General features: G+C 40.4%; 21 protein-coding genes. 6 read left to right on the top strand and 15 right to left on the bottom strand.

Annotated features, from left to right (window positions below):
* Window positions 1–77 precede the first annotated feature (77 nt).
* Window positions 78–1,109: a cytosolic protein gene (locus ACT3RM_RS10075; protein ID WP_441993037.1), complete on the top strand. Its 1,032-nt coding sequence runs from the start codon at window positions 78–80 to the stop codon at window positions 1,107–1,109.
* 94 nt (window positions 1,110–1,203) lie between these two features.
* Here the strand turns inward: ACT3RM_RS10075 and ACT3RM_RS10070 are convergent, their stop codons facing one another.
* A complete protein-coding gene (locus ACT3RM_RS10070) occupies window positions 1,204–2,271 on the bottom strand; it encodes a potassium channel family protein (protein WP_441993036.1) in 1,068 nt (355 codons plus the stop codon).
* Between the two features lie 377 nt (window positions 2,272–2,648).
* Complete coding sequence (locus ACT3RM_RS10065) at window positions 2,649–3,665, bottom strand: metalloprotease (RefSeq protein WP_441993035.1); 1,017 nt, start codon at window positions 3,663–3,665, stop codon at window positions 2,649–2,651.
* 137 nt (window positions 3,666–3,802) lie between these two features.
* On the opposite strand from ACT3RM_RS10065, the gene ACT3RM_RS10060 reads away from it, so the two are divergent.
* On the top strand, window positions 3,803–5,023 hold the full coding sequence (locus ACT3RM_RS10060) for an EAL domain-containing response regulator (RefSeq protein ID WP_441993034.1): 1,221 nt from the start codon (window positions 3,803–3,805) through the stop codon (window positions 5,021–5,023).
* Here the strand turns inward: ACT3RM_RS10060 and ACT3RM_RS10055 are convergent.
* The gene (locus tag ACT3RM_RS10055; RefSeq protein WP_441993033.1) at window positions 5,020–6,096 is read right to left on the bottom strand and encodes a hemolysin family protein; all 1,077 of its coding nucleotides are present in this window, start codon (window positions 6,094–6,096) and stop codon (window positions 5,020–5,022) included. The genes ACT3RM_RS10060 and ACT3RM_RS10055 overlap by 4 nt on opposite strands.
* Window positions 6,097–6,228: 132 nt before the next feature.
* Here ACT3RM_RS10055 and ACT3RM_RS10050 point away from each other — a divergent pair, with 132 nt between their 5' ends.
* Complete coding sequence (locus tag ACT3RM_RS10050; protein ID WP_441994875.1) at window positions 6,229–8,718, top strand: alpha/beta hydrolase family protein; 2,490 nt, start codon at window positions 6,229–6,231, stop codon at window positions 8,716–8,718.
* A 150-nt stretch (window positions 8,719–8,868) separates the two neighbouring features.
* Window positions 8,869–9,573, top strand: coding sequence for a response regulator transcription factor (locus ACT3RM_RS10045; protein ID WP_441834697.1), 705 nt, complete (start codon window positions 8,869–8,871; stop codon window positions 9,571–9,573).
* A gap of 2 nt (window positions 9,574–9,575) precedes the next feature.
* Here the strand turns inward: ACT3RM_RS10045 and ACT3RM_RS10040 are convergent, their stop codons facing one another.
* From ACT3RM_RS10040 to dinF, 3 genes are all read right to left on the bottom strand, one after another.
* Complete coding sequence (locus tag ACT3RM_RS10040) at window positions 9,576–11,087, bottom strand: YifB family Mg chelatase-like AAA ATPase (protein ID WP_441834698.1); 1,512 nt, start codon at window positions 11,085–11,087, stop codon at window positions 9,576–9,578.
* 34 nt (window positions 11,088–11,121) lie between these two features.
* Entirely contained in the window at window positions 11,122–11,736 is a 615-nt protein-coding gene (locus ACT3RM_RS10035) for a trimeric intracellular cation channel family protein (RefSeq protein WP_441834699.1), read from the bottom strand.
* A gap of 89 nt (window positions 11,737–11,825) precedes the next feature.
* The gene (dinF, locus tag ACT3RM_RS10030) at window positions 11,826–13,160 is read right to left on the bottom strand and encodes an MATE family efflux transporter DinF (protein ID WP_441834700.1); all 1,335 of its coding nucleotides are present in this window, start codon (window positions 13,158–13,160) and stop codon (window positions 11,826–11,828) included.
* Here dinF and ACT3RM_RS10025 point away from each other — a divergent pair.
* Window positions 13,137–14,168: a polysaccharide deacetylase family protein gene (locus ACT3RM_RS10025; protein ID WP_441834701.1), complete on the top strand. Its 1,032-nt coding sequence runs from the start codon at window positions 13,137–13,139 to the stop codon at window positions 14,166–14,168. The two genes, dinF and ACT3RM_RS10025, sit on opposite strands and share 24 nt — an antisense overlap.
* Before the next feature lie 383 nt (window positions 14,169–14,551).
* On the opposite strand, the gene ACT3RM_RS10020 is transcribed toward ACT3RM_RS10025, so the two are convergent.
* Genes ACT3RM_RS10020 through ACT3RM_RS10000 form a run of 5 tightly spaced genes read right to left on the bottom strand, consistent with a single transcriptional unit; the run spans window position 14,552 to window position 18,346 of the window.
* A complete protein-coding gene (locus ACT3RM_RS10020) occupies window positions 14,552–15,178 on the bottom strand; it encodes an SCO family protein (RefSeq protein ID WP_441834702.1) in 627 nt (208 codons plus the stop codon).
* A gap of 11 nt (window positions 15,179–15,189) precedes the next feature.
* Window positions 15,190–16,098, bottom strand: a complete 909-nt coding sequence (gene cyoE / locus ACT3RM_RS10015) for a heme o synthase (protein ID WP_441834703.1) — start codon at window positions 16,096–16,098, stop codon at window positions 15,190–15,192.
* Window positions 16,099–16,106: 8 nt separating this feature from the next.
* Entirely contained in the window at window positions 16,107–17,096 is a 990-nt protein-coding gene (locus ACT3RM_RS10010; RefSeq protein WP_441834704.1) for a COX15/CtaA family protein, read from the bottom strand.
* A gap of 16 nt (window positions 17,097–17,112) precedes the next feature.
* Window positions 17,113–17,607, bottom strand: coding sequence for a transmembrane cytochrome oxidase associated protein (locus tag ACT3RM_RS10005; RefSeq protein WP_441834705.1), 495 nt, complete (start codon window positions 17,605–17,607; stop codon window positions 17,113–17,115).
* Window positions 17,597–18,346, bottom strand: coding sequence for an SURF1 family protein (locus ACT3RM_RS10000; RefSeq protein WP_441834706.1), 750 nt, complete (start codon window positions 18,344–18,346; stop codon window positions 17,597–17,599). The genes ACT3RM_RS10005 and ACT3RM_RS10000 overlap by 11 nt, the downstream gene beginning before the upstream one ends.
* Before the next feature lie 12 nt (window positions 18,347–18,358).
* Between ACT3RM_RS10000 and ACT3RM_RS09995 the strand changes: the two genes are divergently transcribed.
* Window positions 18,359–18,661, top strand: coding sequence for a DUF2909 family protein (locus ACT3RM_RS09995; protein WP_441834707.1), 303 nt, complete (start codon window positions 18,359–18,361; stop codon window positions 18,659–18,661).
* On the opposite strand, the gene ACT3RM_RS09990 is transcribed toward ACT3RM_RS09995, so the two are convergent.
* From ACT3RM_RS09990 to coxB, 4 genes are read right to left on the bottom strand one after another with little or no spacing between them, the layout of a single operon-like run.
* The gene (locus ACT3RM_RS09990) at window positions 18,561–19,436 is read right to left on the bottom strand and encodes a cytochrome c oxidase subunit 3 (protein ID WP_441834708.1); all 876 of its coding nucleotides are present in this window, start codon (window positions 19,434–19,436) and stop codon (window positions 18,561–18,563) included. The genes ACT3RM_RS09995 and ACT3RM_RS09990 overlap by 101 nt on opposite strands.
* Before the next feature lie 11 nt (window positions 19,437–19,447).
* Window positions 19,448–19,975 carry a cytochrome c oxidase assembly protein gene (locus ACT3RM_RS09985; RefSeq protein ID WP_441834709.1) on the bottom strand — a complete coding sequence of 176 codons (528 nt, stop codon included), beginning with the start codon at window positions 19,973–19,975 and terminating at the stop codon, window positions 19,448–19,450.
* A complete protein-coding gene (ctaD, locus tag ACT3RM_RS09980; RefSeq protein WP_441834710.1) occupies window positions 19,975–21,573 on the bottom strand; it encodes a cytochrome c oxidase subunit I in 1,599 nt (532 codons plus the stop codon). The genes ACT3RM_RS09985 and ctaD overlap by 1 nt, the downstream gene beginning before the upstream one ends.
* Entirely contained in the window at window positions 21,573–22,715 is a 1,143-nt protein-coding gene (coxB, locus tag ACT3RM_RS09975) for a cytochrome c oxidase subunit II (RefSeq protein ID WP_441834711.1), read from the bottom strand. Before coxB ends, ctaD begins: the two co-directional genes overlap by 1 nt.
* Between the last annotated feature and the right edge of the window lie 151 nt (window positions 22,716–22,866).

Genomic DNA, 22,866 nt, shown 5'->3' with positions numbered 1-22,866 from the left:
CCATACACGCCAAAGCTTACATATTTTTCTTCTTTTAGTGTATTTGCTATAATTCTCGGCTTGTTTTTGGAGGACGAATGAAATTACTGTACTGGTTAGATGAATGGTTAACACTAAACGGCGATGAACAACAAGCCAAGCTACCTATGTCTGGAAGTGATTTACTTGGTGATGTATTTGTTAAATATAATTTTGTTGATCTTAAAAAGCCTCTACTGTTCACTTTCTCACCTGCAGGAACTAACCTAAAAGAGCAAGACTTACATAGCAATTTTGCGCCATGGGGCTACCACCTAGGTCAAAAGCAAAACGTAAATGTAATTGCCTTTCAGCACTTAGGTAAAAGTAACTGGTTCCGTAGCCGTAATTTAATATTTTTCCTCGAACAATTATCCACTTTACTTGAACCTTTTAATTGTCGTTTAGGTTATGGCCTCAGCCGTGGTGGGTTTGCCGTGGGCGCCTTTGCTAAGTTACTAAAACTTGATCAGGTATTGCTTTTTCACCCCGTTAGCACTAAAAATAAAGCACTGGTGCCGTGGGATGACCGCTCAAGCACAGACATAGCACAGCAATTCGACTGGCAGAATGATTACCACGACTTAGATTTAGGCAATGCCAAAGGCTATATTATTTACGACCCAACTAACCGTATTGACCGCCAGCATGCTAAGCGCTACTCGCAGCTTACACATTTACGAACATTCGGTATGGGCCATGGTACTCACGCAAGTTATTTGAATAAATTTGGTTTTTATAAACAGGTGGCAGTTGATTTTATTCATCATCAACAAGTTGATATTGCTCAATTTCGCTTGCAAACCAAGACTCTGCGCTTAAAAGAGGACTATTATAAAAAGCTTAACAAAGCCAACGCCCATTCAGCTCATCGCCTTAGGTTACTAAGCACAGCGCACAATATTCTTATTGATGAAAAAGAAGCCCACGTGCAGGAGCATCAAGAAAACATTGATATTCAACCACTTATTGATGTGGCAATAAAACACCAAGATGAACATCCAAATGATGCTATCCAGCTATTAGAGGTAGCAAAACAACTCGCCCCCGGCGACCCGTTAGTTGAGCATAAACTTAAAGAACTAGAATAAAACAGCACCTAATGCTTAGTGCTGTGTTTTGCTTTTTTCTTATGTCCATGCTGTGGCACGATGGTTAAATACATAACTAACGCCACTTTAGACATTATTTAACAAGCCCCTGCCAATCTACTTCATCACTCAATACGCGTTCTACAGCAATATAATGAAGAATATCACCGCTATTTACGAGATAATCTAGCGGTGGATTTAAATCCATATTTTGTGCACTCAAATTATGTGCAACACCGAGTAAAATAGCATCATGATCATGTTTAAAATGATGAAATAAGTTACCAAATTCCATCTCGGTAAAACCTGCAGGAATAACCAAGCTAAACTGTGTATCTCCATAGAGTGTAGAAAGTAACTCCTCTTGCACACGGCTAGAGCCTGGATCTTGCATTGAACGTACCAATACCTCCGCTGATTTAGCACTGCTACACTCCACATTATTACAGTGCTCTAATAGCATTTCTATTTTAGTTTCATCATCAAAATGAGCGCTAATATGGCATTGTTCATTCACTAAGCGACTAATGCGTAGAGCTGTAGTGAAGGTTTGGTCGTCATCTTGACCATCAATAATCACTTTATCGGCCCGATCAATCGCAACGCGCTTAAGCTCTTCGAGCGCAGTAAAGCTATTTAAATGGGCAAAGTCAACCTGCGGATTAGCTAAAAATGGATGCTCCATTTGCTCAGTTACTACCAGTAAAATGCGTCTGTCTAAACGCTTTTTATCGGCTAAAATATAATCAATAATTTTTTTAGTTCGTGTATCGTGCCAACCAAAAATAATTATATGGTTATTAATATGCGAGAAATTCTTATCACCTGTCATAGCGCGCCTAATTAAATAAGTAACTGTTTGCCCTGTTTTTCCTAACAAAACACCAAATAATGCTAACCCGAAGGGTATTTGTAATAACGCTACAATCCAACGACCCGCTTCTGTACTAGCGCTAAAATCACCATAACCCACCGTTGAAGTAGTTACTACATAATAGTAAAAATAGGTGGTGAGTGGCGTTAACTCTAGTTCGCCAGCTGAAACCAGTAGCCCCCAAATCAATAGCATATGCAACAAAGTTGTTAAAGCAACCGCTTGCCAACTAACCTGATCGATGTGGCTTTGTACTACGGCGACCAAGCGTTTAAAAATATATTGCATAATCCTTGCTGTTATCCTAATAAAAAACTAAGTGATAAGTTACGATAATGATAACGCCTTGGCAATACTTACAATAAGGGATTAACTAATATCAATACCTTGCCCAAATTGCTTTTAACTCCAACGATGCTCGCACTTTGAGGTGACTTGACTATAAACTATACTAGGGGCATTAGAAAAAGACAGTGTATTATGGCAGGCATTTAGCGTCAGTAGATAAGCGAACTCAATTAGTAAACGAAAACCGCTTAGAGTTACTGTTTTTACTTACACAGTCGCCACCTATTTGCCTTGAACGCTTAAAGAAATGGTTAAGCTGCCACATTTAAGTAAAACGCTTAATGTGGCTCGTTAGTCAATGTAATAACCCTTAATTATTAGCTCGATAATATCTTCATCGGTAGGCTTAGTATTGCGTTTTCAGAGTCAGCAAAGTGCATTATCACTACCACATGGCCTGCAACGACGAGTGCATACATCACAGCCGAGAAACCTTGGCCGTATTTATCTAATGGCAGTAAATGTGAGTAATGGCGACCGCGCCATTCAAACACAATTTCCAGCGCGCCAATAAATAAAAAGAACACTAATAACATTAAACCAAAGGTGTAACTGAGCCACAAGCCAAACAACACGCCTAAAATACAAATACTTAAACCAACCCATGAGCGCATAGAAAAGCTAATGCTTTTTAATACATGCCCGCCATCAAGCGGTAAAATAGGCAGTAAGTTAAATAAATTAAGTAAGGCGCTGAGTACCGCAACACCTGCAAATATTTGCATATCTGTAACGTAGTAAAGTACCACGCCAAGTATCGATGTGATCAAGCCAAACGCAGGACCCATAAGAGATATCACTACATCTTGCCAGCGGGTGGTAATTTTATCGTCGCTCACCGCAAGGCCACCCACAAATGGAATTAAGTAAATGCCTTTAGTTTTAATGCCAAAATATTGCATTGCACGAACATGGCCGTATTCGTGTATCACTAAGCAAGCAATTAACATTAAGGCAAACTCAAAGGTAAATAGCCATGCATAACCCGCAACTGATGCTCCAGCTAACGCTACTTTGACTACTTTGGCACTTTTAAACAACTTAAAACCGAGAGCAAAAATCCCCAGCAAACCTTGCTTAGGTTTAGCGGTTGCTTGCTCTGGCAACTCAAGCTCTTTCATAAATGCGTCATTAATATAAATACCAAGAGTTTTGTCATGTACTTTTGTGGTATCAAGTGCGATGAGTTGCTCATCTAGAGTGAACTGGAATACATTATCTCGCGGATTATCAAAAGCAATAGCCTGTTGCTGCTGAAAGATTTGTACTATTTGGTTACCTGAAAACACCAAGATAAAAGGCTGATTGCCAAAAGTAAGTTGAATACGCAGCATCTAGAGTCAATAGTTGTATTAGTTAGTTACCCTAGTATAACTAATTTCAGCAAAGAAATATCCAAACTAAAACCTGACACAAAGCACCTTATCAACTACGTTTAAGTAAACTCCTCCCACACATTCAAGGAATGAATATGATGAAGCCCAATCGACATATATTAATTGTTGATGACTCTAAAGCCATTTTAGTCGTGATGCAGGCTATTTTAAATGAGCTTAATGTTTATAATGTCACCCTATGTCTAGATGCTAACGAGGCACTAGAGAAAGTAAAAAAATCCCCTCTCTTATACGATGCAGTTTTTACCGACTTAAATATGTCAAACATGGATGGTATGGAGTTAATACGCCATTTAGGTGAAATGCGCTACCCCGGTGGCATTGCCATTATCTCTGAGATGGATTTAAAAGTAATTGATTTAGCTGCTGACTTAGCTCGACAAAATAACGCTCACTTAATTGGCAACATTGCAAAGCCTGTTCAGCTCAACCAAGTAAATATGCTGCTGCAAAAGCTTGAGAGTTTAATGCATCATACTAAGCGCCCAACTGAACCCGTGTCTGAAGCGCAATTACTACACGCAATTAGTCATAACCAAATCACTCCTTTTTATCACCCCAAGGTCAACCTTGCTAATAACAAAGTTGAAAGCATTGAAGTACTTGCTCGTGTTATTACTGACAATCAAAATAGCGCTATTTTACCCGAACATTTTATTTGTGTAGCCGAAGACTTAGAATATATAAACCTGATCACCTTTCAATTGTTTGAAAAGGCCACCAGCGACTTTTCTCAAATAAAATCCACCTTAAAATCTGATCTAAAACTGGCCTTTAATTTGTCACCTTTTCAACTAGAAGATTTGAGTTGCCCAGACAAATTAGCGCTTATTTTACAGCTCAATCACCTATCGGTTGACGATATAATTTTAGAAATAACGGAGCAACATGCACTTTGTACCGCAGCCCAACTAGAGACTTTAAATAGGTTACGGATGCGCGGATTTGGTATTTCGCTGGATGACTTTGGTATTGGCTTTACTAACATACACCAACTTAAAACCCTGCCGTTTACGGAAGTAAAAATTGATCGCACCTTGATTAGCCATATTGAAGCTGACCCGTTTTCACAGGTAATCGTGTCAAGCTTAGTCAATATAGCTATTCAAAATGATTTAGTAATTGTTGCCGAAGGCATTGAACGCGAGGAAGAACTTAATTTTCTAAACGCTTTTAAAGAGCATGTACTTATGCAAGGCTTTTTAATTTGCCATCCGAAAGGGAAGGATGAGTTTATTCGCTGGGCAGAGTCGTGGACACTCATGGCAAGCTCAAAAAATTTAAGCCGTCGTTAATTTTCACCGTACTGATGTTTTTCATCATCGCAAACTATGTTTTTATTTTGTGCAACCCGTTGCTGCCAGCGCAGCTTGGCAACATGCTGCATATTTTCTGACTGGTCGTGTTCATCAACAATTTCAAGGCCGACTAACGCTTCAATCATATCTTCAAGCGTAACAATACCTTGTATATCGCCGTACTCATCAACAACCAAACAAATATGCGTGCGTTCAGCTAATAAAGTATGCAGTAATGTCGGTACATATAAGGTTTCTGGCACGGTATAAATAGGCTTAATTAGTTTGCTAATTTTATAATCTTCAGACACTCGATGGTAAGCCAGCATAATATCGTTTTTATGAGCAAAACCAATAATATCATCGCCGTTTTTATCATACACCAACACCCGTGAAAATGACGACGAGCCATGCTCTTGCAAATACTGGTTTACGGTAATATCTTTATGTACTTTGAATAATACTGTACGCGGAGTGATCAGTGCATCTAATTTTGCGTGCCGAAAATGCAGTAAACTGCGAATAATTTCAGACTCCTCTTGATGCAGCGCGCCTGCCTTTGTACCCGCGTCAGCCATGGCTTCAATTTCTTGGCGAATATAATAAGCTTCATCATAATTACGTCCCAATAATCCCGTCAACTTATCGGCAAACCACACAAATGGTTTTAATAAAATAACCAACACTCGCAGCGAGCGGGCAACAACAGGGGTTAATGCTCGCCAATAGTTTGCTCCTAGAGTTTTTGGAATAATCTCAGACAGCACTAACACTAAAAAAGTCATGATAGCCGACGCAATACCTACTGCCGCATCTGAAAAAACCACTGCAGCTTGAGCACCAACGCCTGCAGCTCCTGCTGTATGTGCAACGGTATTTAAGGTTAAAATTGCGGCTAGCGGTTGATCAATATTATTTTTTAAATACGCAATCCGTTTGCCTAAATTTGGGCGTTCTTTATTTAACAGTGCAATATAACTTGGCGTAATACTAAGTAACACAGCTTCCATAACTGAGCATAAAAAAGAAATCACGATAGCGGCGGTCATATATATTATCAATAGCGTCACAAGGGTTCCTTATTACCTAACTAAAATACTAGCTAAAGCATCTAAAAGTAATGTTGATTATCGCAGAGAATTTTCACCAATATTTTAGCCATGATATATTTTGGCTAATTACCTACATTAGGCTCAATCATTATGTTTAACGCACTTGCTGCAAAAAGACTGCAGTATATAAAAAAGACCTTAATTCTACTTTCTTTTTGCACTTTAAGTAGTCAGCTATTTGCTGAACCGCTTGATAAAAACAACATCAATTTCATTGGCCCTCTGGCTGCTGATATGCAACACAAACCCTATCAAACTGAGCACAGAAATGCCATTGTAAACAGCCTATTGCCTGCATTACAGTCTGTACAGAGTGAGTTATCTCTTTTTGGAAAAAATCATCAATGGCAAAGTTTACAAAAGGTGCAAGCATTAACTTTAGGTGGTATTCAAGCGCTAAAGTTTACCGCAACAGCCTCGCGTTTTAGCCAAGGCAACTTAACTTTAAAAGGCATTGATAAGGCTGAGCTTTTTATTAATGGTGTTAAGCAAAAATCCGATAATAATAATTACAAACTGACTCTAACTACTGGTCAACACCAAATACTTATTATTACCGAGCAAGTCGCTAACTGGCACAACGTCGAGCTTGATTATGTTGCTAATACTAAACACCAAAACTTAAATATTAGTAAGGAACCTAAAAACAGGCTCTCGGCTAAACAATTATTTGATGCCGCTACGATTAATATGATCTCGCAAGCACCTGACGCAAAACAGTACATCGTTACAACACGCCATTATGGTGATAGTACAGCTAATCAAGCACAGTATATTACCGAGCTAAAAAATGATGATGACAAAGTAATTTATCGTTTTGAGTCAGGCCAACCAAGCAATATAACCTGGAGCCCTGACAATAAAAGCTTAGTGTACATGCTAGACGGCAAACTTAAGCAGCTTAACCGCAAAAATCTAACGCTAAATACACTTACTGAAGAGCTAACGGGAGCCAGTGGCTTTGAGTTTTATAATAATAGTAGCTTAATTTTTAGCTGGTCAAAATCACCAAAATCCAGTGACTCATTAACTAAACACTATAAAGGCTTACAAGACCGCTGGTCGTATGCACGCACGACTTACCAAGTTTATTTACTTGATAACAACAGTGGTTTTATCAAACCGCTCACGCAAGGACCACTAAGCCATAGCATTGAAGACTTTAATAGTAATAAAGGTACCGTATTACTAAGCAGAAACGTACAAGCTATGCAAGCCAACACTCATCCGGCTACCGAATTACTTGAGTTAACGATTGCCACCAACAAAACAGCCGCTGTAGGCCAATATAAAAACTTTAACCAAGCCAAATATTCAAATGATGATATTTATATTATTGCAGGTCCTGATTTTAAAGAAGGCTTAGGCCGAAACTTGCCAGATAACATGCTCGCTAATAATTATGATGGTCAGCTTTATTTAGTTAACCACCAAGGCAAGCAAGCTAAAGCGCTTAGTAAACAGTTCGATCCTTCAATTGGACAAGTAGAAGTACTCACAAATGGCGATGCACTTGTAAAAGTGACCGAGCAAGATACCCAACAGCTATATTTGTTTGATCGCAGTAAAAACCATTTTACAAAAATAAAAACACACCTTGATGTGGTTGAGAAATTTAGTGTATCAGCAAACCGTAACCCTTCTTTATTGATAACAGGTACTTCGGCCTCAGCTCCACAAAAATTACAACGCCTAAACCTCAATAGTAATCGCGTTAATACAGTATGGGATTCAAAACCTCTTAGTTACGCCAATACAGATATTCCAACGCTTGAAGAATTTAACTTTATCAATCAACAAGGCGCTGAAATAACTGGCCGAGTTTATTTACCTAATGATTTAGATAAAAGTAAAAAATACCCAGCGTTAGTGTATTACTACGGCGGTACATCACCTGTATCACGCAGTTTTACCGGACGCTACCCATTTAACTTATGGGCAGCCAATGGCTATGTGGTGTATGTAGTACAGCCCACCGGCGCAACAGGTTTTGGCCAAGAGTTTTCAGCTAAGCATGTTAATGCTTGGGGGCAATATACTGTAGATGATATTATGCAAGGCACACAAGCATTGCTTGCACAGTATTCATTTATTGATAAAAATCGTTTAGGAAATTTAGGCGCTTCATACGGCGGCTTTATAACCATGTTACTTGCTACAAAAACCGATATGTTTAGCGCTTCAATTGCTCATGCTGGTATTTCAAATATTACCTCCTATTGGGGCCAAGGTTGGTGGGGCTATTTATATTCAGGCGAAGCTTCTAAAAATAGTTTCCCATGGAATAATAATGAACTTTATAGCCAGCGCAGCCCTGTATTTCATGCAGACAAAGTAACCACACCACTATTACTTTTACACGGCGATGCTGACACCAACGTGCCAGTAGGCGAAAGCCATAATATGTATACCGCACTTAAACTATTAGGCAAAGACGTTGACTTAATTGAATACAAGGGGGCTAATCATCAAATTTTTTCCCGTGATAAGCGCTTTGATTGGTGGAGCACTATGCTTGCTTATTTTGATAAAAATTTAAAAGATGAGCCACAGTGGTGGGAATACCTCTACCCTAATTAAGTTGCAGGTTTCAATTAGGCACTATAGCTCTATAGCGCCTAATTAAATCATTCAGCTTTGGGTATATTACAAACTTAGCTAAAACGGCAAAATGCCCTTTTTATCAATGAGTGCTAACATGCGGCTATCATTTAAGATAATTAAGATACTATGACTATTCATGTTTTATTGGTTGAAGATGACAAGCTACTCGTCAAACGCATACTCAATCACTTCGCAGAGACTGAATTCACTATTGAAAACGACGCAACAGGTGCAGAGGCCCTTGCCATGGTGCAGTTGCGTGCAAATAGCAATGACGCGATAAGCCTAGCCATTGTTGATATTGTTTTACCTAAGCGTGATGGCCTACATTTGGCTAAAGAACTTAATACCTTAACGGATATTGGAGTGATCATGCTCTCTAGCCGTGACTCACAAGCCGACCGCATTGCCGGACTTGCCCAAGGTGCTGATGATTATATATGCAAACCTGTTGACTTACTCGAACTAGAATTACGGATGCGCGCCCTGCACAAACGCCTTATAAGGAATAGCAATCAGGACGAAAGCAAAGAATTTATTGAATATGCCGACTTTAAGCTGCATCCAGATAACCGGACGCTTATTATCCCAAATGGCATTGAGTCTCGCCTTACTGAAGCAGAGCATAAAGTACTTATTTGTTTAATTGCAAATGCAGGCAAAGCGACTTCCCGAGAAAAAATATCAGAAGAGATCGGCCAACCCGACTGGAGCCCAACTGATCGTACCGTTGATGTATTAATTGGTCGCTTACGCAAAAAGCTCAATGATGAAAAAGATCAAAAGCGCATAGTTACCGTTCGCAGTAAAGGCTATATGCTATCGGTTTAAGCTCAATACCGTGTTAACTGTGTCATTAAACGCTCAAAAGCGCGGTAATTTAAAGCTTCTTTAATATCGTCAAGGCTTATACTTTGGCCAGCTTTTAAATCACTAATAGTACGAGCAACTTTAATTACCCGATGATACGAACGTGGCGATAGGGCTAACTTCTCACTGGCTTTAGCTAAAAATTGCAGTTGTGGCCTTGCAAGTGGGCAGTGTAATGCCATTTCTTTATTATTAAGCCGCGCGTTCACTTTACCTTGGCGTTCTAGTTGTAGCTTATAGGCCGCCTCTACTCGCATCCGTACAACGGCACTACTTTCTTCTTGTTCGGTACTTTGTAATTGCGAACTGCTTAAGCGCGGTAGCTCTATTTGTAAATCAATGCGGTCAATAAATGGCCCTGACACCCGTGATAAATAACGCATAACTTGCTCTGGGCTTGCGCGTTTATCATTATGACACCCCGTTGGGCTTGGGTTTAATGCAGCAATCAATTGAAATTGAGCTGGAAACTCCATTTGCCGTGCGGCTCTTGAAATAGTCACGGTGCCGGTTTCCATCGGCTCACGTAATGAATCAAGCACCTTACGTTCAAACTCGGGCAATTCATCAAGAAATAATACGCCATTATGCGCTAGTGAAATCTCCCCAGGTTTGGGATTTGACGAACCGCCAACTAACGCCACCGCAGAGCAAGTATGATGAGGGCTGCGAAACGGCCGTTTACGCCAGTTACTTAAATCAATAGACTGACCAATAATCGAATAAAGTGCCGCTGTAGCGATGGCTTCATCATCTGTAAGTGTGGGCATAATAGTAGGCATACGCTGAGCAAGCATTGATTTACCCGTGCCCGGCGGACCTAAAAATAATAAATTGTGACCACCCGCAGCAGCGATTTCGAGCACTCTTTTAGCACCGGGCTGACCTTTTACATCACTTAAATCAAACAGAGACTGCTCAACAACTTGCTGCTCGGGGTAGGTTAAATTCAAAGGCAGCGGTTGCTGGTTAAGTAAGTCGCTCCAAATTTCTTGAATAGACGACACTGCTTTACGCTCAGCCCCATTAACCAAGCTCGCGAGACTGTCATTCACATAAGGTAAAAAACAACAACGCCCTTGCGCTTTTGCAGCCAGTACCGAGGGCAAAATAGCGTTAACACCACGCACTTCACCATTTAAAGCAAGCTCCCCATAAAATTCATAACGCTCAAGCTCATTGCAGACTATTTGTCCTGAAGCGACTAAAATCCCCACCGCAATGGCAAGATCAAAACGCCCACCATCTTTAGGTAAATCGGCAGGCGCTAGATTGACAGTAATACGTTGATCAGGAAAGCCAAACTGAGAGTTTTCAAGAGCACTACGAACTCGATCTTTTGCTTCTTTTACTGAAGCTTCAGGTAAGCCCACGATATGAAAAGCCGGTAAACCATTACCTAAATGAACTTCAACCATGACCTCTGGTGCTTGAATACCCACCTGTGCACGGGAATAAACTCTTGCAAACGACATATCCCTTGTCCCTATACTATTGTTTTATTACAGTCTAGTCGGGATATTTAAAAACATGTAGGGTAAGTTGCCATTTCACTGCTGCAAAGCGCAGTATTAATGTTGTGAGCATTGCCAAAATCATCGCAAGCTCGGTCACAAAGTCGAAATAAATACTGCCAGTATAAATTATACCACCCGCTATACAGGCTATCGCGTACAACTCACCTTTTAACAGCATAGGAATATTTCCGGCTAGCACATCGCGTATAACCCCACCAAAGCAAGAGGTGATCACCCCCATGATAATTGCAGTTGTATTTGGCATGCCCGCCAACAAAGCTTTTTGTACGCCCATTACTGCAAAAAATGATAAACCAAAGGCATCAGCAATTTGCAGATGATAATAAGGTATTGAACGCTGTTTATTAATCAGCCTTGTGGTTACAAAAACAGAAGCAAGAATAGCGATGAAGTAGCTTTGGTCATGCAACCAAAATACTGGCACATCTAAAATAACATCGCGCAAGGTGCCACCACCAATAGCAGTAACAATAGCGAGCACAACAACGCCAAAGCCATCCATTTTTTTATTGTAGGCAATCAATGTACCTGACACAGCAAACACCGCCACGCCAATTAAATCAAACCAATGGTAAAGTTCTGTCATAAGTGTAATAAAAAAGTGAATATATCAAGGTTGTAGCATATCCAACCTTGAGTTTTAAGCTTAGTTTACGAAAAGTTGCTTTTATACAGCTAACTTAACAATTCATTTCGTTTTAGCAATTGCAGATAACGCACAACAAGCGTGACCCCGCGTAATAACATAAAGCTACTCATAGCCAGCCATAAAGCGTGGTTTTGTAAATCAATAAACAACCAAAAAACACTAAAAAAGCCAATTAACGCAGAAACGATCATCATGTTGCGCATATCTTTAGCGCGAGTTAAGCCAACAAAAATGCCATCAAACAAAAAGCAATTCATAGCTAATATAGGTAAAAATATAATCCAAATTAAATATGACTCAGCTGCGCTTATTACCTCAGGTATATCAGTCAGTAATGTAATTATTTGCTTACCAAAAAGCGCAAAAAACAGGCTATAACATAAGCCAAATAATGCCCCCCAAAAGACACTTATTTGTACCCAGAGTTTAATTAAGCGTGCACTATTTTTACCTTTGGCGTGGCCAACTTTAGCTTCACTGGCATAGGCAATACCGTCTAAAGCAAAGCTCACCAACATTAAAAAGTTCAGCAATACCGCATTTGCTGCAAGTGTCACTTCACCAATACGAGCACCATAAAAAGTCATAAAACTAAAACACAGCTGTAAAATTAAAGAACGAATAAAAATGTCGCGGTTTAAGCTCAATAATGAGGTCATTTGCGCCAAGCTAAACCAGCCGCCAATATTCAGCTGCACACCTTTTTTAGCCGCCAACTTGAACACCAATCCAAGCGCAAAAAATAACGCTAAATAATCAGCAATTAACGATGCCCATGCAGCACCGGCTACTCCCCAATCTAAAAACACCACAAAATATACATCAAGTACAATATTGGTAATGTTAGTGACCAACAATAAATAAAATGGCCCTTTGCCGTAATGTACACCAAGCATCCATGCTAGTAGCACCAAGTTACAAAGCGCGGCAGGGGCACTAAAAATACGAATTTCAAAATAAATATAAGCCTGCGTTAATACGTCTTTGTTAGTATCAGACAAGATCGCAATCAATTCTTTTATCCACGGGGAGGCGACTATCAATACAACTGCGACACTTAATGCCAGCACTAAACTACGCTTTAATAACCCGGCTAATTGCTCAGTGTTATTATTACCATAGGCCTGTGCAACCAAGCCTGTGGTGCTCATTCGTAAAAAGCCAGCAAGCCAAAATAATAACGAAATAACCGTTGCCCCCAAGGCTATTCCAGCTAAATAATGGCTGCTACTAAGATGACCAATCACAGCAGTATCAACTAATCCTAACAGTGGTACGGTAATGTTTGATAAAATCATCGGCCCGGCTAACAACAATAAGCTTTTATGGTGTGCTTTATGACGTGTAAGAAACTGTTTCATTTATGTTTATCTGCCTTGTGTGGTCTATCTTTTAGTGCTCAAAGTGCGGTTATTTTACAATATCATCATGTTAGCGAAACTCTCCCGGCTGTAACCAGCCTAAGTGCTGAAAGCTTTACCGAGCATTTAACTTATTTGCAAGAGCACCAGTTTAACGTTATTGCTCTCAATGAACTAATTAATAGCCTACAAAAAGGTCAACAATTACCAGAAAAAACCATCGCGATTACCTTTGATGACGGTTACGATAATAACTATGAACAAGCAGCCCCTATCTTAGAAAAGTTTGGCTACCCCTATACTATTTTTGTAAATCCAAAGCTGATTGATGAAGGTAAAGACTATGTGATGACTTGGCAGCAATTACGTGAACTTGCAAAAAAAGGCGCGCTCATCAGCAACCACAGTGGTGAGCACAATTACTTACACCGTAAATTAAACGGTGAAACTACCAGTCAATGGCAAGCACGTATTAAAAAAGACATTTTAGACTCCCAGCAGCGTATTAAAGAAGAGGTTGGACACGATTATAAGTATTTAGCTTACCCCTATGGTGAGTTTAATAATCAATTACAAGAGTTAGTAACTGAACTGGGCTTTGTAGGAATTGGCCAGCATTCTGGAGCCGTAAATAGCAAGTCAGATTTTAGTCGTTTAGCACGCTTTCCTGCGTCAGGTTTTTATAGCAAATTAGAAACCCTTACTACAAAAATGAACTCTCGTGCTTTCACTATTAAAAACCTCACTTATAACGACAGCGTTACCACCGATAATCCCCCTAATATTACTATTGAATTTAATAAAGATGATTTTCATAAGACTCAATTTGCTTGTTATGTCTCGGGGATTGGCCAGGCAAATTTAGAGTGGTTGGAAACCGGTATTGTTAAAGTAAGTTCACCTAAAAAATTAAACTTGGGCCGTTCTCGATTTAATTGCACAGCACCTTCTATTACGCATTCAGGCAGTTACTATTGGTTTTCACAGCCTTGGGTTATCGTTGAATAATCATTTAAAATTACCCAGCGCCCTTTGCGGTTGAACAACCCGTTGGTTGTAACTGAATAGTTCAATCGCATATTTCAAGATGGGAACACACGCCTGCTTACTTAATTGTATCTTTTTAAACAGCGTCGTCGTTATCTTACTTGTCACATCGAATGGTAAGTAATCCCTGCTTTTTACGGCGGTCAATGTGGGCAGTCGTTACTGAATCAAAGAGCTTTAAACAAGTGACTTTCATTTAAAGTTAGCAAAGCAATTAATTATGCTTTGATCTTATCGCGATTTGCTCTGCACGTTCAGCTTATTATGATTTTCCGCGCTAAAAAAATACGGGAAAGGGACTTACATGGAGCGCAAAACCCCACAAGATTATAAAATACAGTAAATTAGTTGAGCGGATAATAATCTGCTATTATTTTAAATTCTTTAATTAACTCACTAGCATTAATTAATGGCACTTGGCCTTGCTGAAACTCAGGTTTAAAAATAGCACGCACTGCTCCGCTACCATCAACTAGCGCCACTGAAGCACTGTGATCAACTGCATACTCCTGCTTATCACTGTCACTAATAGCGTAAATTAATCCTAATTCACGTACTAGCGGAAATAAGTTTTCATGCTCCCCTGAAACAGCTAAAAAGTCAGGATTAAAATAATCAATATACGCCTTTCGTTTTGCGGCGTTATCACGTTTCGGATCAACCGACATAAACCATATTTGTAAAGGGTAGTTGTCACTCAAGGTATTATAAGCACCTTGTAACTTAGCAAGTGTAAGCGGGCAAATATCAGGGCAGCTGGTATAACCTAAAAACACCAAGTTCCACCGGTTTAAAAATGCTTGCTTAGTGACTGTTTGATTGTGCTGATCTTGCAAAGTAAATTCATTTAGTGGCTTTGCTTGTTCATATACAAGTGCATTTACGTTGGCCATTTTATTGTCGCTGCATGCACCTAATAATACCAAGCCCAGTATTAAAAAGCTCAAGCGCCATAATTGTACTGCCTGCATTTTTAAGACCTTCATATAACTAGCCATTTATCTACAAATAAGGCCACAAAGAGTATCATTAAATGAATAATCGAGAAACGAAATAAATCCATCGCGGTCCCTGCTTTTGGCGCTACTTTCAGTTTAATAGCTTTATAAATAAAAATACCATTTAGTAGGTTCGCCACCGCTAAATACACCGCCCCCGACATACCAATTAAATAAGGTAATACACACACAAGCGCCAGTAAAATAGAGTACGCAATCACACAGGTTTTACAAAAATCGATACCATGAGTGACTGGCAACATTGGAATTTTAGCGCGTTCATAATCCCTTTTTCGTGCAATCGCTAAAGCCCAAAAATGCGGCGGAGTCCAGGTAAAAATAATCATCACTAATAACCAAGGTGCGGCAGCCATTTGACCTGTTTCAGATACCCACCCCAATAATGGCGGCATAGCACCTGCAAGCCCACCAATAACAATATTTTGCGGCGTTGCGCGCTTTAAAAAAGAGGTATAAATAAAGGCATAACCAACAAGTGCAAAAAGCGTTAAAACAGCGGTTTGCGGGTTTGCCCACACCATCAGCATTATAAAACCACTAACACCAATAATAGTGGCAAAACTTAAGGCGTGTAGCTTAGATAAACGCCCCTTTACCATAGGACGATGCCGCGTTCGCGCCATTTTACTATCGATTTCACTATCAACCACATGGTTAATAACCGCGGCTGCCGCTGACAACAAACCAATGCCTAATAGGCTAATAAGCTGTACGCCAATACCACGACCAACATCAGGCGCAAGCGCTAAACCAACCCATGCAGTTAACACCAACATAGCAACAACTTTAAACTTGCTGATTGCTAAGTAGTCTTTAAATAACTCAGTTATCTGTATCGGAGCTCTTTTAGTTATTGTTAATAAAAGTGCCATTTTGCCTCCTAAGTACGGGCCTTTAAATAAAAGCACAAACGAACCATAGTTAATAACAGTATGGCAGCCATTAAGTTATGCGCCAGTGCGATAGCTAGAGGAAAGTGCCAATATACCACCGCAAGCCCTAAACAAATTTGGCACAACAAAGCGATTAATACAGCGACCGTACACTGCTTTATTTTTTTCGATAATGCGCGACTATAAATACGCCACATAATAAGCGCGAGCACCACACTGGTAACTAACGCCCATATACGATGCAGTAAATGAATCGACATTCTCGCTTGCTGTGACAATACGCCAAATTCATAGTTGCTATGCTCCAACGGCAACTGAAATACACTGCCTAACGAAAATGGGTGACCATAACTACAAAGAGGCAAGCCATTGCAGTACGGAGCAGCATAATTAGCTGCGAGCCAGCCACCAAGGGCAATTTGCATCACCAACACACCAAGCGCTACTAAACTTAATTTAAAATAATTTTTAGCTCCAGAATCGCCGCCAATAATAGGCTTTGCCGTTAAGCGCAAATACAATAAAACCACCAGCGATAAAAGACTAAAGCCACCTAGCAAATGCCCCATTACTATCAATGGCTGTAAATTCATAGTGACCGTCCACATACCCAGCGCCGCTTGAAAAACCACTAGAATTAATAATGCTAACGGTAATTTAACGGGCATCGCTGGGTATTGCCGTTTAAAAAAAGCAAATACAAAAAGTCCTAAAATAAGTAAACCCAAGGTGCCTGCAAAGTAACGATGCACCATCTCCTTCCATGCTTTGGCCTTTTCAAACATCATACCGGGATAAGTTTGTGCTACATGAGCTAAATCAGCTTCATGTTTAGGCACGGTCAAAAAGCCATAACAACCTGGCCAATCGGGACAACCAAGCCCGGCATCACTTAGTCGCGTGTAAGCGCCAAGCCCTATCACCACAATCGATAAAAAAAAGGTCACAATCACTAAGCACTTATAATTTTGATACATCTGAGTAATTCCTTACTTAGCTTGAGCGTGCGTAATTAAGTAATTTTTTTAAATCTTTTAATAAGCCTTTTTGAGCTAACCTATTTTGTAGGGGCTCTTTCTCATAAGGGTATTGCAAAACCACCAGCCCCATATGATCAATTAAATATAAGCTTGCAGGAGTAAGCTCAGCGTTGTTTTCAAGCTGTCGCCATGAAGGGGTTAGTTGGCTTGACTTACCTAAAATCACCATATCGACCTTACTTTGGTTTTTACCCAATGCCACGTACAAATTATCAAGCGCTTGTAACTGCTCTGTGCAGGATTTTTGGCACTCTTCAGGGTAATTTAAGGCAATAGTCCATTGTTTATGATCGCTTTTCTGCCAATTTTTAAGTTTAATTTCTTGGTTTAAAAATTCGCCCTGATTACTTGAAGCACTTGGGATCCATTCCAACTTTAATGCCAAATAAGCAAGCGCCAAGGGAATTAAGCAACAAGCTACAAATATAGATAATGTTTTATTTTTCATTTTCACCCCTTTTTTTACTAGCAAATAAGGCAACAGCAACGCAGGCAACACCGATTAGTAACCACTGCACAGCATACGCATGATGCTTTTGCGGGCTCATTACCACCGCTTCATAATGTGGGGTGGCGATATCATCGCCCTCACCTTGTCGATAGCCAATCACACTCGCCATTGTTTGGCCTGATTGCTTGGTAAATAATGCCAAGTCTATAATTTGCACTCGTTTAGGCCAGCCAAGCTCATCCGTTTGCACTTTTTTGTCTTGCAAGATGAAACCACTTAATTTGCCTTGCTTGAGCTGAATAGTTGTCGTATCAAGCGTGCTTGGTATTAACACGGTAGGAAGTTGCTCCCGTGTGGGTGGCGCTTTTACCCATCCTAAGTTAACTAAAACTGTCTCTGTTGAGTTGGCTAAAGTAAGCATCACTAATAAATCGTAGCCCACTTGCCCAAGATAAACTTGATTATCTAATAGCCAATATTGTTCATTATCAAGCTTGCCATTAACGGTGACGTGCAAACCAGTTTTATTCCACTGCCTTGGTAGCTGCTGCATTTGCTGCCACGTCATAACGCCTTGGCTTTGTAGCTCAGCTATTTGGGCTAATTGCTGGGTTTTATTGTCAGCTCGTTGAAGTTGCCAATAAGCCAAACGCAAACAAACAATAACCACAATCATCACCACGCAAATTGTGATAATTGAACTAAGCTTTTTTTTACGCCTTAAAATTAACCGCATAAAGGTGACCCAGTGGTTATTAAAATTATTATTGTACTGTTGTTATTGTTTATACTTTTTAGCCTATTTCGTGCTTTATTTATTATGGTTTCAGGTAAAGCTTATGGACGACCCATGTCATATTACCTAGGCCGTCGGGTATTATTTTCAGTGGTTTTACTGGTACTGGTTATTGCTGCGCTTAAGCTCGGTTTTATTCAAGCCAACTCCTCACCTACAGCACATAAACAGATACAAACAAGCACAACCACACCACATCAACAAAGTGCCAATACCAAGCCGCCGCCTGAAAAGCAAAATGCTTTTCAGAGTTAAAATGCCCTTTTAAAATTCGAATAAAAATAACCAGCAATAAAATAGTACCCAAAGTCACATGCATGCCATGAAAGCCGGTCAATAAGAAGAAGGTATTGCCATATACCCCCGCATCAAGCGTTAAACCTAAGTCTTGATATGCATGTATGTACTCTTCAACCTGCAACCCTAGAAAGCACACACCAAGCACTAGGGTGAGCCCTAAGTATACTTTTAACGGTGTACGTTTATTATTCTCCATAGCAACATGAGCAAAATGTAGCGTTACTGAAGAAGCCAATAAAAGCAAAGTATTGATAAGCGGGAGTCCCTGCCATGGCATTGCTTGGGTAGTGTCGCCACTTGGGGTTGTCACTAACGGCCACATAGCTTCAAATGTAGGCCATAGCACCTCATTGGTCATAGCGTTATTGCCTGCACCGCCTAGCCAAGGCACAGAAATAGTTCTGGCATAAAAAAGTGCGCCAAAAAAAGCCATAAAAAACATTACTTCAGAGAAGATAAACCAACTCATCCCCTGACGAAATGAGCGATCCATTTGCGCCGAGTACAATCCCTGGTCCGACTCTTCGATGACATTTTTAAACCAACTGAACAACATAAATAACAGCACAGCGATGCCTGCATACAACAAGTACGGCCCACTACTGCCTTCTCCGTTCATTTGCATTACGCTAAGTGCGGCGCCTAAAGCAATCAAAAACATCGCCACAGCACCCACGATAGGCCACGGACTTTGTGCTGGCACATAATACTTTTTGTAGTTTTGGTTCATCTTACTTGCTCCTAATTACTAGCCACTAACTGACTACTAATATCAAACACGGTATACGACAAGGTAAGCTCTTCGACACTTTCCGGAAGCTCAGTATCAATATAAAAAAGTAGCTTAAACTCAACTTCTTCACCGGCTTTTAGTGGTTGTTGATCAAAGCAAAAACACGCCATTTTATGTAAATACTTGGCAGCTTTTCCTGGCGATACTGAAGGTACTGCTTGCATTACTTTATCTTGGTGACTGAGGTTTTTTGCGCTAAACAACACCTCGCGCATAGCCCCCGGTTTTACTGCCACACTGTACTCTTTTGATTTCACTTCAAAGGGTGCACCACTTTGAGCGTGAGTAGTAAAGCTCACATCAACTTGACGGGTATCAACTACCCGCATGCTTTCTTCTGCTTGCTCAAGTGATGGCTTACCATTTAGACCTGTTATATCGCAAAAAACATCATAAAGCGGCACCAGCGCAAACGCGAAAGCAAACATGCCAAGACATACTAAAACTAAGCGTTTAAGCAGTGGTGCATGGCTCATTACTTGACCTGCGGAGGTGTTTCAAAGGTATGATAAGGAGCGGGTGAATCTACTTCCCATTCCAAACCCTCAGCGCCATCCCATACTTTCGCTGGGACTTTGTCGCCGCCTCTAGCGCATTTTATTACCACCGCAACAAACAATAGCTGTGATAAACCAAATGCAAATCCACCTATACTAATAATGGCGTTGAAATCAGCGAATTGCAGAGCATAATCAGGAATACGGCGCGGCATACCAGCAAGGCCAACAAAGTGCATTGGGAAAAACAATACATTTACACTTACTAAAGATAACCAGAAATGCCACTTTGCTAAGGTGATATTAAACATATTACCGGTCCACTTGGGCAGCCAGTAATAGGCCCCAGCCATAATCGAGAATATGGCCCCAGTCACTAACACATAGTGAAAGTGCGCCACGACAAAGTAGGTATCATGATACTGAAAGTCAGCAGGCGTTATGGCTAACATCAGCCCCGAAAAGCCACCCAAGGTAAACAGCACAATAAAAGCAATACTAAATAGCATCGGTACTTCAAAGCTAATGGAGCCACGCCACATGGTAGCTACCCAGTTAAATACTTTTACCCCTGTAGGGACCGATATCAGCATAGTAGAATACATAAAGAATAGCTCAGCCGCGACTGGCATACCGGTAGTAAACATATGATGTGCCCAAACAATAAAACTTAACAGCGCAATTGATGATGTGGCATACACCATAGAGGCATAACCAAATAGCTTTTTACGTGAGAAAGTTGGCACAATCGTCGAGATAATTCCAAAAGCGGGCAATATCATGATGTACACTTCAGGATGACCAAAGAACCAAAATATATGCTGAAACATCACTGGATCGCCGCCACCAGCGGCATCAAAAAAGCTAGTCGCAAAGTACTTGTCAGTCAGTACCATAGTAACCGCGCCCGCTAATACCGGCATCACGGCAATAAGTAAAAAGGCAGTAATTAGCCAAGTCCAAACAAATAACGGTAACTTCATCCACGTCATGCCAGGGGCACGCATATTCACTATAGTTACAATCACATTGATGGCACCCATAATCGAGCTAATTCCCATAATATGCACTGCGAATACAAATAGTGCTGTATTATCATTACTATATGTTGTTGATAACGGTGCATAGAAAGTCCAGCCAAACGCAGGGCCCCCGCCAGGCATAAACAATGAAGCAAGTAGGATTAAAAACGCGAATGGTAAAATCCAAAAACTCCAGTTATTCATGCGAGGCAAAGCCATATCTGGCGCCCCAATCATTAAAGGCACCATCCAATTAGCAAGCCCCGTAAAGGCTGGCATAACCGCACCAAATACCATAATTAATCCATGAACAGTGGTCATTTGATTAAAAAAGTGTGGCTCAACTAATTGCAACCCGGGCTGAAATAACTCAGCGCGAATCACCATTGCCATGCCGCCGCCAATTAAAAACATGGTCAATGAAAATATTAAATATAAACTACCAATATCTTTGTGATTAGTAGTATAAAGCCAACGTTTAAACCCTTTTGCAGGTTGGTGATGATCATGGTGCTCTGCAGCTTGATTACTATGATTATTTGTAATGCTACTCATTACTTGGCCTCCGAACTTGTATCAATGGCAGCTTGTATATCACTAGGCTGAATAACATCACCGGTATCGTTGCCCCATGCATTACGTTTGTAGGTAACAACAGCCGCTAATTGCTTAATTGATAGCTGCTTAACAAAGGCTTGCATAGCGGTTCCCGGCTTGCCATGAAGTACAATATCAACATGATCATTGATACCTCCAAGTACGATTGGACTGCCTTTAAGTGCCGGGAATACGCCAGGTAAGCCCATGCCAGTGGGCTGATGACAAGCTGCACAACTAGCCATATAAACTTGCTCACCTAAAGTCATTAACTCTTCTTTAGGTAAGGTTTGATCAAGTAGCGCGGCATCAGCCGCCGCCGCCTTCTCTTTAGCTTGTTTTGCATCAGCAAGCCAAGCATTAAAGTCTTGCTCAGACTTAGCCTCTACGACTACAGGCATAAAGCCATGATCTTTTCCGCAAAGCTCAGCGCATTGCCCGCGATAGATTCCTTCCTCGTTTATTCGTGTCCAAGTTTCATTAATAAAGCCCGGATTAGCATCTTTTTTAACTGCAAAATCAGGCACCCACCAAGAGTGAATAACGTCATCAGAAGTCATTAGAAAACGTATTTTTTTATTGATTGGTAAAACTAACGGTTTATCAACCTCAAGCAAATAGTTATCTGTTTTATCAGCTAGGTTTGCTATTTGATCTTGTGGTGTTGATAAAATGGAATAATAAGAGACATCCTCTCCCATATATTCATAATGCCACTTCCACTGTGACCCCGTAACTTTAATGGTGATATCCGCCTTACTGGCATCTTCCATAGCAATTAAGGTTTTGGTGGCAGGAATAGCCATAGCAATTAATATTACAAACGGAATCGCAGTCCAAAGTATTTCAACTTTGGTGCTTTCATGAAACTGGGCAGGTTTTGCACCTTTAGATTTACGATGATGTAATAACGCCCAAAACATCACGGCAAAGACAATAACCCCTATCACACAACAAATTATAAAAATGGTCATGTGTAGTTGATAAACATTATTACTTATATCAGTAACCCCTTCACGCATATTAAATTGGCTATTAGCCAAGACCTGCTGCGGAAGGACAAACAATATAAGCCACAAGGTAGAGCTCAATTTCCCCATGTGACGGCTCCTTTTGATGCTATTGCAAAACGCAAAGCGAAAAGGCCACCTATACCAATTAATAAAACTACAAATTTTGTAACTTAATACGCTTGGTATTACTGCTAGTGCCAATTCGTTATTTTTATTTTTTATTGGAAAGTTAATGCTC

Source organism: Pseudoalteromonas sp. AOP7-A1-14, from assembly GCF_052376275.1.
Classification (GTDB): Bacteria; Pseudomonadota; Gammaproteobacteria; order Enterobacterales; family Alteromonadaceae; genus Pseudoalteromonas.
The sequence above is the reverse complement of the archived record's forward strand: the minus strand, read 5'-3'. Positions and strand labels throughout refer to the sequence as shown.